Below are 13,366 nucleotides of genomic sequence, written 5' to 3'. Positions count from 1 at the left end.
GACGAGGCAATTGATGATCTTGGACACGAACGATATACAGAAGATTCTGCCGCACCGCTATCCGTTTCTCATGGTGGATGCGATTATCGAAATGGAGCGCCTTAAGCGGATTGTGGGAATCAAGAACGTCACCATCAATGAAAATTTCTTTGCCGGTCATTTCCCCGGGCAGCCGGTCATGCCGGGCGTGTTGATTGTGGAGGCCATGGCGCAAACGGGAGGCTTCCTGTTGCTGCAGGAAATTCCGGAGCGAGAGAGCAAACTGCTTTATTTTGTCGCCATCGACGATGCACGTTTCCGGCGGCCGGTGGTTCCCGGAGATCAATTGCGCATCGAAGTGGATGTGGTCTCCTGGCGCACGACGTTCTGCAAACTGGCTGGAAAAGCGCTGGTTGGCAACGAGCTCGCAGCGGAAGCGACTCTGATGTGCAAGACGGTGGACCGCAGAGCATGAGCATAATTGACGCCCGAGCGAGCGTTTCCCGGAGCGCCCGAATTGGCAAAGATGCATGCATCGGGGCATTTTCCGTGATTGGCGACGAGGTGGAACTGGGCGAGGGCTGCGTGATTGAACCTCATGCTGTGGTCCATGGTCCGGCGCGCATAGGCAAGAAGAATCACGTCCGCTCTTTCGCTGCAATCGGCTGCGATCCCCAGGACATCAGTTTCGCCGGAGAACGGGTCTCGCTTGAAATCGAAGATGGGAACGAATTCTACGAATTTGTGACCGTATCGCGCGGGACCAAGAAGGGCGGAGGCGCCACGCGCATCGGCAGCAACAACATGTTCATGGCCTATTCGCATGTGGCGCACGATTGCCGCGTTGGGAACCACACGATTTTCGTGAATGGCGCCACGCTCGCCGGCCACGTGACCGTGGAAGACAATGCCACCATAGGCGCATTCTGCACCGTGCATCAATTTTGCCGCGTCGGCCGCCATGCCTACGTCGCCGCGCTGACGGCCATCACGCAAGACGTGCCGCCGTTTTCCAAGGTCGTGCAGTCGCGCGATGTTCGCTGTTTCGCTGTGAATTCGATCGGTCTCCAGCGGCACGGCTTCAGTCCGGAGCGCATCAAAACAATTGAACGCGCTTTCCGCATCCTCTTGCGCTCAAAACTGAACACGACTCAGGCACTGGAACGGATGAGAGCGACGTTGAACGGTTCAGAGGATGTGTCCGAGCTGATTCATTTCATCGAGACGGCCGAGCGCGGCCTCATTAAGTAGAGAACCGATGCCATCGCACACGGAAGCTTCTTCGACGACCGGTTGGGGTTTGATCGCCGGGAACGGGAAATTTCCATTTCTTGTCCTTGAAGGAGCGCGCAGCCGCGGCATCGACATGGCCGTGATCGCCATCCGCGAGGAGGCTTCACCACAGCTTGAACAAGTAGCTGCGCGTCTGCACTGGGTCAGCCTCGGCGAGCTGAGCCGCACCATTGAACTGCTTCACAGCGAGGGCGTGAAGCAGGCCGTAATGGCAGGGCAGGTGAAACACAATAAGATTTTCAGTTCCATACGGCCGGACTGGAAGTTGGCCAAGTTGCTGTTGTCACTGCCGAAGAAGAACACGGATTCGCTGATTGGCGCTGTGGCCGGACTGCTCGAGGACGAGGGAATTCGTCTCGTTGACTCGACTGTCTTTCTTGCTTCGCTGCTGCCCGAAAAGGGCGTGCTGACACGCCGCGCGCTGGATGAGGAAGAAGCAGCCGACATTGTCTATGGCCGCGAAGTGGCGCACCGCCTCGCTGGGCTGGACCTTGGGCAGACTGTTGTGATACGGGAGCGCGCCTGCGTCGCGGTCGAGGCCATGGAAGGCACCGACGAAACCATCGAGCGGGCCGCACGTCTTACGCAGGGGAAGCGTCTAGCCGTCGTAAAAGTGAGCAAGCCGGATCAGGATATGCGCTTCGACGTGCCAGTCGTCGGCTTGCGAACGATCGAAGTGATGCAGCGTTGCCATGCCACATCGCTGGCGGTTGATGCGGGGCGTACCCTACTCTTCGACCGAGAGAAGCTGGTTGCGGCCGCCGATGCGGCTGGAATTGCTATCGAGGCCTTTGCACCCCTCGGCACGGAAGGTGCATCCGACAAGACTATGCAAAAGCGGGGCAGACAGTGACGGGAAAGAAGATTCGCGTCGGAGTGATTGGTGTCGGCGATTTTGGGCGCAACCATGTGCGCGTTTATCACGAATTGCCCGACGCGGAACTGATCGGCATCCATGACGCCGATCCCGAACGCGCGAGACAGATCGCCGCAGAGTTCGACACGCAAGCATTCTCCGACGTTGCGCAGCTCGCTGAACAGATTGACGCTGCAAGCGTGGCCGTACCCACAAAACTTCACGCTCAGATCGGCATACAGCTCCTTGAATCCGGAGTGGATGTTCTTGTCGAAAAACCGATAGCCGTTTCCATGGCCGAGGCCGATGGACTGATCGCCACTGCAAAACGTAGGGGCAAAATCCTTCAAGTGGGGCATCTCGAGCGCTTCAATCCGGCCGTTGTAGCTGTTCAGCAAATTGTGACACGCCCGCTGTTTTTCGAAGTCCACCGACTGGGCGTATTTTCGCCGCGCAGCCTCGACGTGGACGTCGTTTTCGACGTCATGATTCATGACCTGGATATCTTGCTCGCTCTGCTGAATTCGCCCCCGCGGGATATCCAATCGGTAGGCATTCCAGTTCTAACCGGCAAGGTCGATATCGCCCATGCGCGCATTGAATTCGAATCGGGCGCCGTCGCAAACGTGACGGCGAGCCGCGTTTCCACGGAGCGCGTCCGGAAGCTGCGCTTTTTCCAAACGCGCGAGTATGTTTCGGTGGACTACACGCGCCAGGACGTCATGCGGGTGCGCGTGGCCGGCGAGGGCTCGCAACCCGCCATCGATTTTGAAAAGCTGCCAACGCAGCCCGAGGAACCGCTTAAGGCGGAACTTCGCTCATTCTTAAACGCGGTGCGTGACAGAGGCGCACCATTGATTGATGGTGAAGCGGGGCGCCGCGCTCTGGGTCTAGCCGAACGCGTCATGGCGGGTATTATAGAACATGCCCATCGTGTCAAACCGGAGCTAGCCGCCGTTCCCGACGCAAGATGATTCCAAGGATCCTGGTTCCGCTGAAAATTTCCCGCGTCGACCCGAATGCCCCGCCGGAAAATGGGCAGCGGCGCACGTCGGCGCTCGATTCGCGCATTGTTGTGCCTACCGGGCCCTCAGATCGTCCGCTAGAAACGCACAGCTCGATTCCTTCCTATTTGCCGCTGGATGTACTCGCGAGCCGAATGCTGATTCCTCGCGATATGCCCGTGAAGCCGCTGGAGTCTTCTGCCTCAACCATCCCCGCCCACGTTCCAATCGCTGTGCTGGAGACCCGCATCGTTGTGCCGCAGGAGGCGAAGCTCGATCAATCCACAAAGATCACACCTCAGGCGCCGTTGCCAGCGCAAATTTTCCAAGACATTCTCGAACCGGACTTGTTTACGACCGGAGAAATCAACCTGCTAGCGAGTCCGGAGAAGCCACAGGTCAAGGATTGGCAATGGCTCGCGCGGTCTTTTTCTCTGATTGTTCACGTTGGGGTGATCCTGCTCATACTGTTCTTGCCAAAGCTGTTCAATACGAGCGAGCCGACGCAGGAGGTCCAGCTCGCGCGCGAACAATTGGCACGCGTTTTTCTGCCGCCCTCTGTCAGAGAAATTCCCAAGGAACGCCCCCGAGCCGAGCAGCCGAGCGCGCGAATCCGCCTTGACCCGCGCATTCTGAAGCAGCTCACGCCACCGCAACCTCCACAGCCAGCTCCTCTTGCCGGCCCGAAGAACACTGCGCCTCCACAACCTGAAGTGTCAAAGACAACTCCGCCGCAACCGCCGCCGACGGAACGGCCCAAGACGGAGCCAGCGTTCAAGCCACTAACGGAAGTCCAACCGCCTCCGCCAACTCACAAGTTGAACCTGGATATTCCTCACCTTTCGCCGGGTCAAGAAATCGAAAAATCCGCTCAGGAAGCACTTCAGAACCGGAATAGCTCGACCTCAGCGTCGATCACCGAGCCACTGCCACAGGCGCCAGGTGCGCCGCCCCCGAGTGGGGCAAATGGCGAGGGACAATTGGGAAGCGGCGTGCAGATACTGACTCCCACGCAGGGTGTCGATTTCTCGAATTATTTGGCGCGATTGATCGCCCGGGTGCAGCAGAATTGGGACTCCGTGATGCCCATTTCGGCGCGCATGGGCGACAAGGGCGTTGTCGTGATGCACTTCCACATCATGCGGAATGGCGATATGCCCAACACGGAACCTTTTCTCGAGCGCACTTCCGGGAAGGAACCGCTCGATCGTGCCGCCGCCGCCGCGCTCACTGAGTCGAATCCTTTTGAGCCTTTGCCATCGGCGTTTACTGGGCCATATATCGAACTCCGAATCATCTTCCTTTATAACCTCCCCATGGATTACAACTACAATCAGTGAAACCGAGCCGCAACCAGGCCTTCGGAGCGCTCTTGCTGGCGCTAGCTGTATTGATTTACCTCATGCTTCGCTTTGAGGTTTTTCCCAGATGAATGCAGCGGGACGGCGGCTCATCGTGATTCTGGGTCCGACGGCCTCAGGAAAATCGGCCCTCGCCATCGCTCTCGCCGAAAAGCTCTGCGGGGAAATCGTTTGCTGCGATTCCACGCAGGTCTATCGTGATTTCAATATTGGCACAGGCAAGATTCCCCCTGAACAACAACGGGGAATTCCACACCACTTGACCGACCTCGTTGATCCCGGCGAAATCTTCACTGCCGGAGAGTATCGCCGACGCGCGGTGGAAACACTCACTGAGATCACGGTAAGGGGGAAACTTCCGATACTAACAGCAGGAACGGGACTGTACTTGCGAGCACTGCTGGAGGGGTTGGGCAACGCGCCAGCACGCTCAGAGACGCTCCGCGAAAGATTGCGCCAGGACGAGACGCTGAAAGGGCCGGGGTACCTTCACCGCATTCTCCGGCGTCTGGATCGTAGGGCTGCTTCAAGCATTTCGCCCGGCGACAAACAAAAACTCATCCGCGCCATCGAGATCTGCCTTCTCTCCGGGAAACCAGTCAGCGAAGTGCATCGGGACGGACGCGCCGGCCTCGAAGGATACGCAGTGCTTAAGATTGGTCTGGCGCCGCAGCGCGCGGCCCTTTATGCGCGGATAGATCAGCGCGTCACGAATATGATTGAATCTGGGTGGGTCAATGAAGTCAGAGACCTGATGAAGATGGGCATTCCCGCGGCGGCGAAACCATTCACTTTCCTTGGTTATTCGCAGCTACGCGAGCACACCCAAGGCGCGAAAACCCTTGAGCAAGCCGTGCGTGAAACACAGCAGGCCACGCGGCAGTACGCAAAGCGTCAGATTACGTGGTTTCGGCGGGAAGCCAATGTACACTGGCTCAAGACGTTTGGAGATGATGGAGGAGTTCTCGAAACCGCTCTGGAATTGGTGAGGCGTCCGCAGGAATAACCTCCATACGCAACCGTATTGACTTATAACCATCTAGTCTGCTAAATTCTCTCCCATACTGGTCCGTATGTATTGCCGCGAGGTGCCCTGAGAATGGCCATTCACCGAGCAAGTCTTGTCCGGCTGGAACGCTCGGACTGGGTCCGCACGGGAACGGAAATTTTAGCGGCGCAAGGATTAGACGCTGTTCGGGTTGAAGAGCTTGCCAGAAAATTGCACATTAGCAAGGGCAGCTTTTACTGGCACTTCCGCGACCGCGACGATCTGCTGCAAGCGATTCTGGAAGCGTGGGAAGCCGACCAAGCGGACTGGAATATTGACCAGAGCGAGCGGGACCGAAGTCCTGCTGAACGATGGGCCAAGCTCGTTGAGCTTTTGTCCCGCTCGGCCTACGGACGGCTTGATGTCGCCATGTTTTCCTGGGCGCGTGAGGATCAGCGAGTTGCACGGCGTGTGGAAGAAGTCGAGAAGAAGCGCATTGCCTATCTCGCGCGAGTCTTCCGAGAAATCGGCTTTAACGCCTCGCAGGCGCGAGAATGGTCGCATGCCGCGATGCTCTTGTATGTGGGTTGGGTGGACTGTGCCACGCGGGATGCGGCTTTCGGCGAATCAGGAATTTCGCTTGCCGAGACATTATCCCGATTGGTTCTCGCTGCTTCCGCACTTGCAAGTCAAGAAGCCCTGCAACAATAGATGTCCCCAACGAGTATAATGAGCACAGCGTGCGAAATGTTGCTAACGAGCTCGCAATCCTTGTCTCCAACGTAGAATGAAAACGGCCTCCCGTTTAGATCACTCCGAGCGAGTATTTCTTATTGGCGTGGGTGTGAAGCGCGCAGCGCGTGGGGGTGAAATTCCCCATGGCGCCGCAGCGCGAGAGTCGCTCGTCGAACTGCGGGAATTGGCGCAGAGCGCTGGGGCGCGCGTTATGGGCAGCCGCCTGCAGATGCGTGATTCGCTCGATTCGGCGACTTTGGTTGGGCGAGGCATGCTTGCGGATCTAAAGAAAGAATCGGAGCGCCTGGGAGCCGACTTGGTCATAGTGGACCGCAATCTCTCGCCCACTCAGCATCGCAACCTGGAGCGCGAAATCGATCTTCCGGTGATCGACCGCACGCAACTGATTCTCGATATTTTTGCGCGTCATGCGCACAGCCGCGAAGGCCAACTGCAAGTTGAGCTGGCGCAATTGAACTATCTGTTGCCCAGGCTTGCGGGCAGCAAGCGCGAATTATCCAGGCTTGGTGGTGGAATCGGCACGCGCGGACCCGGCGAGCAAAAACTAGAGACGGACCGCCGGCGGATTCGCGACCGCGTGCGAAAAATCGGTCAATCGATCGAAACCGTGAGACGGCAACGCGCCCTGCGCAGGCGTGCGCGGCAAGCGGTCCCGCTCGGCACAGTGGCTCTCGTGGGATACACGAATGCGGGTAAATCGACGCTGTTCAATGCCCTGACAAAAGCCGATGTGCTGACTTCGCCAAAGATGTTTGCGACATTGGATCCGACAATTCGGTCTTTGCGCTTGGGTCCGCGGCGCCGCGTGCTGATTTCCGATACGGTCGGCTTTATCCGCGATCTCCCCTCGGATTTGATTGCTGCGTTTCGCGCAACTCTGGAAGAAGTTCAGGAAGCGGCTTTGATCGTCCAGGTAACGGATATTTCAAATCCTGCGCATGCGGAACAGGACGCCGAAGTCGAGAAAGTATTGAGCGCCTTGGGCGTTACCGACCGTCCTCGGCTGAAGGTCTTCAACAAAATCGATCGTCTCTCGGTGCAGGATTTGTCGGCCCTGCGAGAATCTTTGGGAAAGGAGCGCGATGAGGCGGTTCATCCAAAAGTTCTCGTCTCCGCGCTAACGCACGAAGGTTTTGAAGATTTAAGGCAACAAATCGAGCTGGCGATGCCGATAGACCCCCTTGTCTCCAGACGATTGAGCGTGCCGCTCTCGAATGGCCGTGAACTGGCGATGGTGTATGCGTGTGGCCGTGTCCTGCGTTCCGAGTTGCATGACGACCATATGCAATTGGACGCAGAACTTCCGGAGTCGCTCGCGATACGCCTCGAAGCCTTCACTGTGCACGCGAAAGCAGATCAGGCAAGTGCGTAGCAGTTTTGTCCACGTCATTCGACATCAACTACTCTCTGGCGGACTTGATTGAAAAGAATGGAGTAGGGCTTCTAGGCCCCTAATCTGTGGAAATCATTGTGGAAATTACCCTTAGCGGAATGGCGATGCAGTATTCCTGCAATTTATTGAGATTTTGCGGTTTGGGCTGCACCTCCATCTAAGTAATTGTATAAAAATGACTTACTGTGATTAAGTCCGTTTTACCTCAGAACAAAGAGGCTTGGATCGTGTGAACAGATTGTGTATCCAATTTTCACAAGCTACGCACCTAAAGCAACGAAAGGGTAAATAAGCGTTCTCTAATCTGCGTTAAACGGAAAGCGTGGCATCCATCTGGAAGCCATCTTGGCAGAACCTCGCACTTCGTTGCGTTGACTCCACCACTCCGGCGCACTATAGTGGCCTCTTCTCCTGCAGCCGAATGTGAGCGGCTGCGGGGCTGCACGGGCCGAGGCCGAGATGAATCTCCCGAACAGCCTGACGATTCTTCGAATCTTCTTCGTGCCGCTGCTCGTCGTCGTATTGCTAACCCGCGAGCCGAACTGGGACTTCTGGGGTATGTCCGTGCATTTTGAAGTTTGGGGTGTGTTGATTCTGCTCGCTGCAGCCACCACAGATGCCGCAGATGGGTACATCGCGCGCAAGCGCAGCGAAATTACAACCCTGGGAATTCTCCTCGACCCCATCGCCGATAAGCTTTTGATTTGCGCCGCGTTCATCTCGCTGACAGCAATGGGGCTGGTTCATGCATGGATGGTGGTGGTGATCGTCGGGCGCGAATTCGTCGTCGATGGCCTGCGCAGTATCGCATCCGTGGAAGGTCTGGTAATTCCGGCATCGCCGCTCGGAAAGACGAAAATGGTGTTGCAAGTACTCGCTGGCTGCATTGTGATTTTCTCCGCGACGCACCCGGGAATAAAGACGCTTGCCCTGGTGTTGCTGTGGCTAGTTGTAATCAGTGCCGTGGCATCGGCGGTCCACTATTTTCTGATGTTCTGGAGCCAGGTGGATGGTCGCATCAAGCAGCGGCGTGACTCCGAGGTCGTTTTGGCGCAGAAGAAGAACCCGCAAGATGTCCCCACTCGATAAGTCAGAAAAACAGGCGCTTCTTGAAATTGCGCGGAAGGCGATTTTTCTCGCTCTCACGGATAAACGGCGTTTGGAAATTTCTTCGCTCGCTGGCGCACTTGCTGCTCCTGGAGGTGCGTTTGTAACCCTCAGAAAGGCAGGCCGGCTGCAAGGCTGCATCGGACGCATTGCAGCTTGCGAACCTCTGGCGGTAGTCGTTTCCGAGTGTGCAGGCGCGGCAGCCACAGAGGATCCCCGATTCTCCCGGATGCGAGTGGATGATATGGCCGAGATCGATATCGAAATCTCTCTGTTGTCAGAAGCACAAGTAGTGAGTCCGGAACAAGTAGAGCCTGGCAAGCATGGCTTGATTATTTCCGGAAAGGGACAGCGAGGAGTGTTGCTCCCGCAGGTCGCCGTACAACACCAGTTAACGCGTGAGCGGTTTCTGCAGGAAACTTGCCGCAAGGCAGGCCTGCCGCTGAATGCCTGGCAGGAGCGGGGTATTCAAATCGAGACTTTTACAGCGGAAGTCTTTTCCGACTCAGACTTCCGTATCGCAGTTTGCAATCCGCCGATTTCTTCGGAATGAGACCTGAGAGCCACTATTCGATTTCGCAGTGATCTCCGACGTATAGCTCCCGAATACTGTATGTGATCAGGACCGTGGAAGCATTCGGCGTCGCGCGAAGGACAACCGCTTCACCCAGGACTTCACGCGGCAGATTCTTGTCTGCATAGTGTCCTGACGCCGAGCCATAACCCGGCATCGACGTGACCGTATCCCCAGTCTGATAGATGAACTGGCCGTTGTTCCCTTCGTAACGGAATATGCGCAAATAATCGCCGACCTTGAGGCCTTGGTTGCTGCCGAGGTTGACGTAGGCAATTTGATTCTGGCCAACTTGAATTTGGAAATTCTTGCTTGCCACGATCATGCCCGTCTTCTTCCCACTCGGCGGTGCAAAGCGGTTAAAATTCGATTCGGACTTAAGCTCGGGCGCAGGCCTTTCGACGAAAGGAAGAACAATGTCGCCACGATACAAGGCCGTACAGGCGCCCGTGATTCGCGCCACGGAAGTGTTCCGCTGCACGTCCGCAACAGTGATCCGCCCTTCATCCTCCCACCATTGGCCCATCGAACCCATGATTCGGTCCTGCCCTGCGAACCACTCGACCTGATTGACGTCGTGAATTTGGCGCATCACCAGAAATACGTCGCCTACTTTGACTCCTTTGCTGGCGCCGCGGTTTAGGTAGACGTAATCGCCATCACTAAAGGTCAGCCGAGTGCTGGATTCGTCTCCAGAGATCACTTGAAATGAGCTGGATACATGCTGTTTCGTGAACATTCCAGAGCAGTAGACATCAGCCTGAGTCGTCTTGGGCTGCAATGCGTTCTGGTCTTGTGCGAACGCTGCAGAAGATAGGAATGCCACCGACAAACCCACCATTAAGATAGTCCTGCGCATCTCTCTCACTCCTTGCATGCCCGCCGATTCTTCGGCGGGAGGCCCAATGAATTGACCGTAACAAAGGCCTTTGGGAGCGTCAAGGCAATGTCCCATTGCGTTTTACATTCTGAGTAACGCATCCTAGACAGTTCCATCCCTGTACGGAAGGACAGTATGGCGAAGGGTTTTTTGTTTGCCGGAGGACGTGTTTGCGGCGTGGTTGCGGCTGCGACAGCGCGCGAGGCTTGGCGGCAATTTGCCCGTGCGTCGCGCCAAACGCGCACCGTCGAGCTCCGATTGGACTGGCTGAAAGACGACGCAGAGTTCCTTCGCTTCATTTCTATCCTTCGCAAGCGGAAACGCGGACCTAGAATCTGTCTAATTGCGACCTGCCGGCGGAAGGAAGCGGGAGGGAGATTCGCTGGCAGCGTTGCTGCGCAACTTTCACGGCTGCGCGAAGCTCTCCGTGCCGGTTGTGACTGGGTAGACCTCGAAATCGAAAGCCTCAGCGTTGCTTCCAGGTTCGTGCTGGATTTACATACGACAGGAGCCCGGCGGATTCTCTCGTATCACAATTTCCGCGCAGTTGCTGCGAGACAGAACCTCTTAGGATTGGCGAAAAGGCTGGATGTCCTGTGCAAGAGGAATGGATTCGATGCGATAAAGATCGCGATCGAATGCGATTCGATTCATGATGGTTTACAGGTGTTGAAATTGGCCCGCGGTAAGACCGATGTGATCGCGGTGCCCATGGGCGACGTCGTTTCGCCACTCCGCATTCTCGCGCTGCGAGAAGGCAGCGCTCTCGCGTATGCGCCTATCCAGACTGGCACGGCGCCCGGGCAAGTTTCGCTGGATGAAATGAGGCAGCTCTATCGCAGCGATCATATAAACCGCCAGACAAGCATCTACGGAGTTATTGGCCAGCCGGTTGCGCATTCTCTTTCTCCAGTCTTGCACAACACCGGTTTCGCCGAGCGAAAGATAAATGCTGTCTATCTTCCGTTTCTTGTGAATGACCTCCGTGATTTTCTCGGCGCCATCGAACCGCTTGGTATCGAGGGCTTCAGCGTAACGCTTCCATACAAAGAAGCGATTCTCCGCCACTTGGATGATTGTGACCCTCTGGCTGCATCCGTCGGCGCTGTGAATACGGTTGTCGTGCGCGGCAGCGGAAAACTTTTCGGCTACAATACGGATTACGTCGGCGTGCTTCGCGCGCTGGAGAGGCGAATGCCTCTCGCTGGCAGTCGCGTCCTGATTTTTGGTGCGGGGGGCGCAGCGCGTGCGGTCGCCTTTGCATTGGCCAGAGGCGGAGCGTCCGTTTCCATCTGCGCTCGCAGACCCGAACAGGCAAAAAAACTGGCGCGTGAGGTTCAAGGACAGCCGATTCCTCGCGCATCGTTGCAGCGTGAATTCTTTGACGCCATCGTGAATACAACGCCCGTGGGGATGCATCCCAAAACAGATCAATCTCCGCTCAACATGCACGAATTGAATTGCCGGCTTGTCTTCGACACAATTTACCGGCCGCAGCGAACGAGGCTACTGTATCTTGCAGCCCAGAGAGGGATTGAAACAGTTTCAGGAATCGAAATGTTCTTGGCGCAGGGCATTGCGCAATGGGAAATCTGGACAGGAACGCGCGCTCCTGAGGCGGCCATGCAACGAGCAGTCTTGAATACGCTTGCAGCGGAAGAACGAGAGCACGGCAAATCGTGATTCAACCCGATTACAGCGCATTTCGCAGACTGGCACGCCGCGGAAATTTCATTCCTGTCTGCGAGACGATCAACGCGGACCTGCTGACGCCTGTCGCGACGTATCTGAAGCTTGCGCGCGGCGGGAAATATTCGTGTCTGCTCGAAAGTGTCGAAGGCGGCGAAAACATCGCGCGCTATACGTTTCTTGGCTTCGATCCGGCGGAGGTTTTTCGTTCACGCGGGCGTAGCTGCACGATTCAAAGCGGCAGTGCCATAGAAAAATACGACGCGAATCCCATCGCGCTTCTTCGCCGTCGCATGAATCGCTACCGGCCTGTGCGCATTCCGGGCTTGCCCCCGCTCGTCGGCGGAGCCATCGGCTATTTCGCCTACGACATGGTGCGGCTCATCGAGCGAATCCCCTCGACCAGCGACGACGAGTCGAAACTGGACGACGCCGTGCTGATGTTTTTTCACGGTTTGGTGGCATTCGATCACGTGCAGCATCGCATCTGGATCGTTCGCAATGTTTTTACCGAAGGGCCGGGAAGCTTGCGCGCAAAGTACGATGCCGCCGTCCGTGAAATTCAGGGCACCCGCCGCAAGCTCGAGCGGCCATTGCCTCGCTTGCCAAAAGCGAAAGATCGCGGCGCGTTGCAAATGACTTCGAACTTTACGAAATCCCGCTATATGGCCGCAGTGCGGCGGGCCAAGGAATACATCCGCGCTGGCGACATTTTTCAAGTCGTGCCGAGCCAGCGATTTTCCGCGCGAACTTCCGCGGATCCCTTCGAAATCTACCGCGCTCTGCGCGTCGTGAATCCTTCGCCGTACCTTTACTTTCTGCGGCTCGGCGACGTCGCTGTCGTCGGCAGTTCGCCGGAGATGCTTGTCAAGGTGCAGGGACGCGACGCATTTTACCGGCCGATTGCCGGCACGTTGCCTCGCGGCCGCGATGAGAAAGAGGATCATGCGCTGGAGAAAAAACTCCTCGCCGATCCCAAGGAACGCGCCGAACACATCATGCTCGTCGATCTCGGCCGCAACGACCTCGGCCGTGTGTGCGAATACGGCTCCGTAAAAGTCGAAAAATTGATGTTTGTCGAGCGCTATTCGCACGTCATGCATCTCGTCTCCAGTCTGCGTGGCACGCTGCGCAAAGGCGTTGATTGCCTCGATGCGCTCATGTCCTGCTTTCCAGCAGGAACGCTCAGCGGCGCGCCAAAAATTCGCGCCATGGAAATCATCGACGAACTAGAACCCACGCGCCGCGGCATCTACGCCGGCGCGATTCTCTATCTCGATTTTTCCGGCAATCTCGATTCGTGCATCGGCTTGCGCACGCTCGTCGCCAAGAATGGCAAAATCCATATCCAGGCCGGTGGCGGCGTCGTCGCCGATTCCGTGCCAGAGAAGGAATATCAGGAGACGGTGAACAAGGCTCGCGCGGTGATCCTCGCCGCCGAAATCGCCCACACCGGCAAGCAGCGCGTGAAATGAAATGCGATACT

General features: G+C 56.8%; 13 protein-coding genes. 12 read left to right on the top strand and 1 reads right to left on the bottom strand.

What is annotated here, in order from left to right; translation table 11 throughout:
• Window positions 1-13 precede the first annotated feature (13 nt).
• The 10 genes from fabZ to amrA all read left to right on the top strand — a co-directional run bounded on the left by fabZ (window position 14) and on the right by amrA (window position 9,290).
• On the top strand, window positions 14-454 hold the full coding sequence (gene fabZ / locus VGR81_11395; GenBank protein HEV2289547.1) for a 3-hydroxyacyl-ACP dehydratase FabZ: 441 nt from the start codon (window positions 14-16) through the stop codon (window positions 452-454).
• Complete coding sequence (lpxA, locus tag VGR81_11390; GenBank protein HEV2289546.1) at window positions 451-1,230, top strand: acyl-ACP--UDP-N-acetylglucosamine O-acyltransferase; 780 nt, start codon at window positions 451-453, stop codon at window positions 1,228-1,230. Before fabZ ends, lpxA begins: the two co-directional genes overlap by 4 nt.
• 7 nt (window positions 1,231-1,237) lie before the next feature.
• Window positions 1,238-2,125, top strand: a complete 888-nt coding sequence (lpxI, locus tag VGR81_11385) for a UDP-2,3-diacylglucosamine diphosphatase LpxI (protein ID HEV2289545.1) — start codon at window positions 1,238-1,240, stop codon at window positions 2,123-2,125.
• Window positions 2,122-3,102 carry a Gfo/Idh/MocA family oxidoreductase gene (locus VGR81_11380; protein ID HEV2289544.1) on the top strand — a complete coding sequence of 327 codons (981 nt, stop codon included), beginning with the start codon at window positions 2,122-2,124 and terminating at the stop codon, window positions 3,100-3,102. Before lpxI ends, VGR81_11380 begins: the two co-directional genes overlap by 4 nt.
• Window positions 3,099-4,472: a TonB C-terminal domain-containing protein gene (locus tag VGR81_11375; protein HEV2289543.1), complete on the top strand. Its 1,374-nt coding sequence runs from the start codon at window positions 3,099-3,101 to the stop codon at window positions 4,470-4,472. The genes VGR81_11380 and VGR81_11375 overlap by 4 nt, the downstream gene beginning before the upstream one ends.
• An 88-nt stretch (window positions 4,473-4,560) precedes the next feature.
• Window positions 4,561-5,499, top strand: a complete 939-nt coding sequence (gene miaA / locus VGR81_11370; GenBank protein HEV2289542.1) for a tRNA (adenosine(37)-N6)-dimethylallyltransferase MiaA — start codon at window positions 4,561-4,563, stop codon at window positions 5,497-5,499.
• Between the two features lie 93 nt (window positions 5,500-5,592).
• On the top strand, window positions 5,593-6,192 hold the full coding sequence (locus tag VGR81_11365) for a helix-turn-helix domain-containing protein (GenBank protein HEV2289541.1): 600 nt from the start codon (window positions 5,593-5,595) through the stop codon (window positions 6,190-6,192).
• A gap of 133 nt (window positions 6,193-6,325) precedes the next feature.
• Complete coding sequence (gene hflX, locus VGR81_11360) at window positions 6,326-7,609, top strand: GTPase HflX (protein HEV2289540.1); 1,284 nt, start codon at window positions 6,326-6,328, stop codon at window positions 7,607-7,609.
• A 480-nt stretch (window positions 7,610-8,089) separates the two neighbouring features.
• Window positions 8,090-8,719 carry a CDP-diacylglycerol--glycerol-3-phosphate 3-phosphatidyltransferase gene (pgsA, locus tag VGR81_11355; protein ID HEV2289539.1) on the top strand — a complete coding sequence of 210 codons (630 nt, stop codon included), beginning with the start codon at window positions 8,090-8,092 and terminating at the stop codon, window positions 8,717-8,719.
• Window positions 8,703-9,290 carry an AmmeMemoRadiSam system protein A gene (gene amrA / locus VGR81_11350; GenBank protein HEV2289538.1) on the top strand — a complete coding sequence of 196 codons (588 nt, stop codon included), beginning with the start codon at window positions 8,703-8,705 and terminating at the stop codon, window positions 9,288-9,290. The genes pgsA and amrA overlap by 17 nt, the downstream gene beginning before the upstream one ends.
• A 13-nt stretch (window positions 9,291-9,303) precedes the next feature.
• On the opposite strand, the gene VGR81_11345 is transcribed toward amrA, so the two are convergent.
• Entirely contained in the window at window positions 9,304-10,170 is an 867-nt protein-coding gene (locus VGR81_11345) for a hypothetical protein (protein HEV2289537.1), read from the bottom strand.
• A gap of 156 nt (window positions 10,171-10,326) precedes the next feature.
• On the opposite strand from VGR81_11345, the gene VGR81_11340 reads away from it, so the two are divergent.
• Complete coding sequence (locus tag VGR81_11340) at window positions 10,327-11,874, top strand: shikimate dehydrogenase (protein HEV2289536.1); 1,548 nt, start codon at window positions 10,327-10,329, stop codon at window positions 11,872-11,874.
• Complete coding sequence (gene trpE, locus VGR81_11335; GenBank protein ID HEV2289535.1) at window positions 11,871-13,355, top strand: anthranilate synthase component I; 1,485 nt, start codon at window positions 11,871-11,873, stop codon at window positions 13,353-13,355. Before VGR81_11340 ends, trpE begins: the two co-directional genes overlap by 4 nt.
• Window positions 13,356-13,366: the final 11 nt, after the last annotated feature.

This window comes from Candidatus Acidiferrales bacterium (assembly GCA_035934015.1).
GTDB lineage: Bacteria > Acidobacteriota > Terriglobia > Acidiferrales > UBA7541 > DAHUXN01.
The sequence above is the reverse complement of the archived record's forward strand: the minus strand, read 5'-3'. Positions and strand labels throughout refer to the sequence as shown.

Bases quoted from the DNA above. Each gene is read 5' to 3' on its own strand.
- VGR81_11345 (HEV2289537.1), bottom strand. From the start codon at position 10,170: ATGCGCAGGACTATCTTAATGGTGGGTTTGTCGGTGGCATTCCTATCT.
- VGR81_11340 (HEV2289536.1), top strand. From the start codon at position 10,327: ATGGCGAAGGGTTTTTTGTTTGCCGGAGGACGTGTTTGCGGCGTGGTT.
- VGR81_11375 (HEV2289543.1), top strand. From the start codon at position 3,099: ATGATTCCAAGGATCCTGGTTCCGCTGAAAATTTCCCGCGTCGACCCG.
- pgsA (HEV2289539.1), top strand. From the start codon at position 8,090: ATGAATCTCCCGAACAGCCTGACGATTCTTCGAATCTTCTTCGTGCCG.
- miaA (HEV2289542.1), top strand. From the start codon at position 4,561: ATGAATGCAGCGGGACGGCGGCTCATCGTGATTCTGGGTCCGACGGCC.
- fabZ (HEV2289547.1), top strand. From the start codon at position 14: ATGATCTTGGACACGAACGATATACAGAAGATTCTGCCGCACCGCTAT.
- lpxI (HEV2289545.1), top strand. From the start codon at position 1,238: ATGCCATCGCACACGGAAGCTTCTTCGACGACCGGTTGGGGTTTGATC.
- lpxA (HEV2289546.1), top strand. From the start codon at position 451: ATGAGCATAATTGACGCCCGAGCGAGCGTTTCCCGGAGCGCCCGAATT.
- VGR81_11365 (HEV2289541.1), top strand. From the start codon at position 5,593: ATGGCCATTCACCGAGCAAGTCTTGTCCGGCTGGAACGCTCGGACTGG.
- amrA (HEV2289538.1), top strand. From the start codon at position 8,703: ATGTCCCCACTCGATAAGTCAGAAAAACAGGCGCTTCTTGAAATTGCG.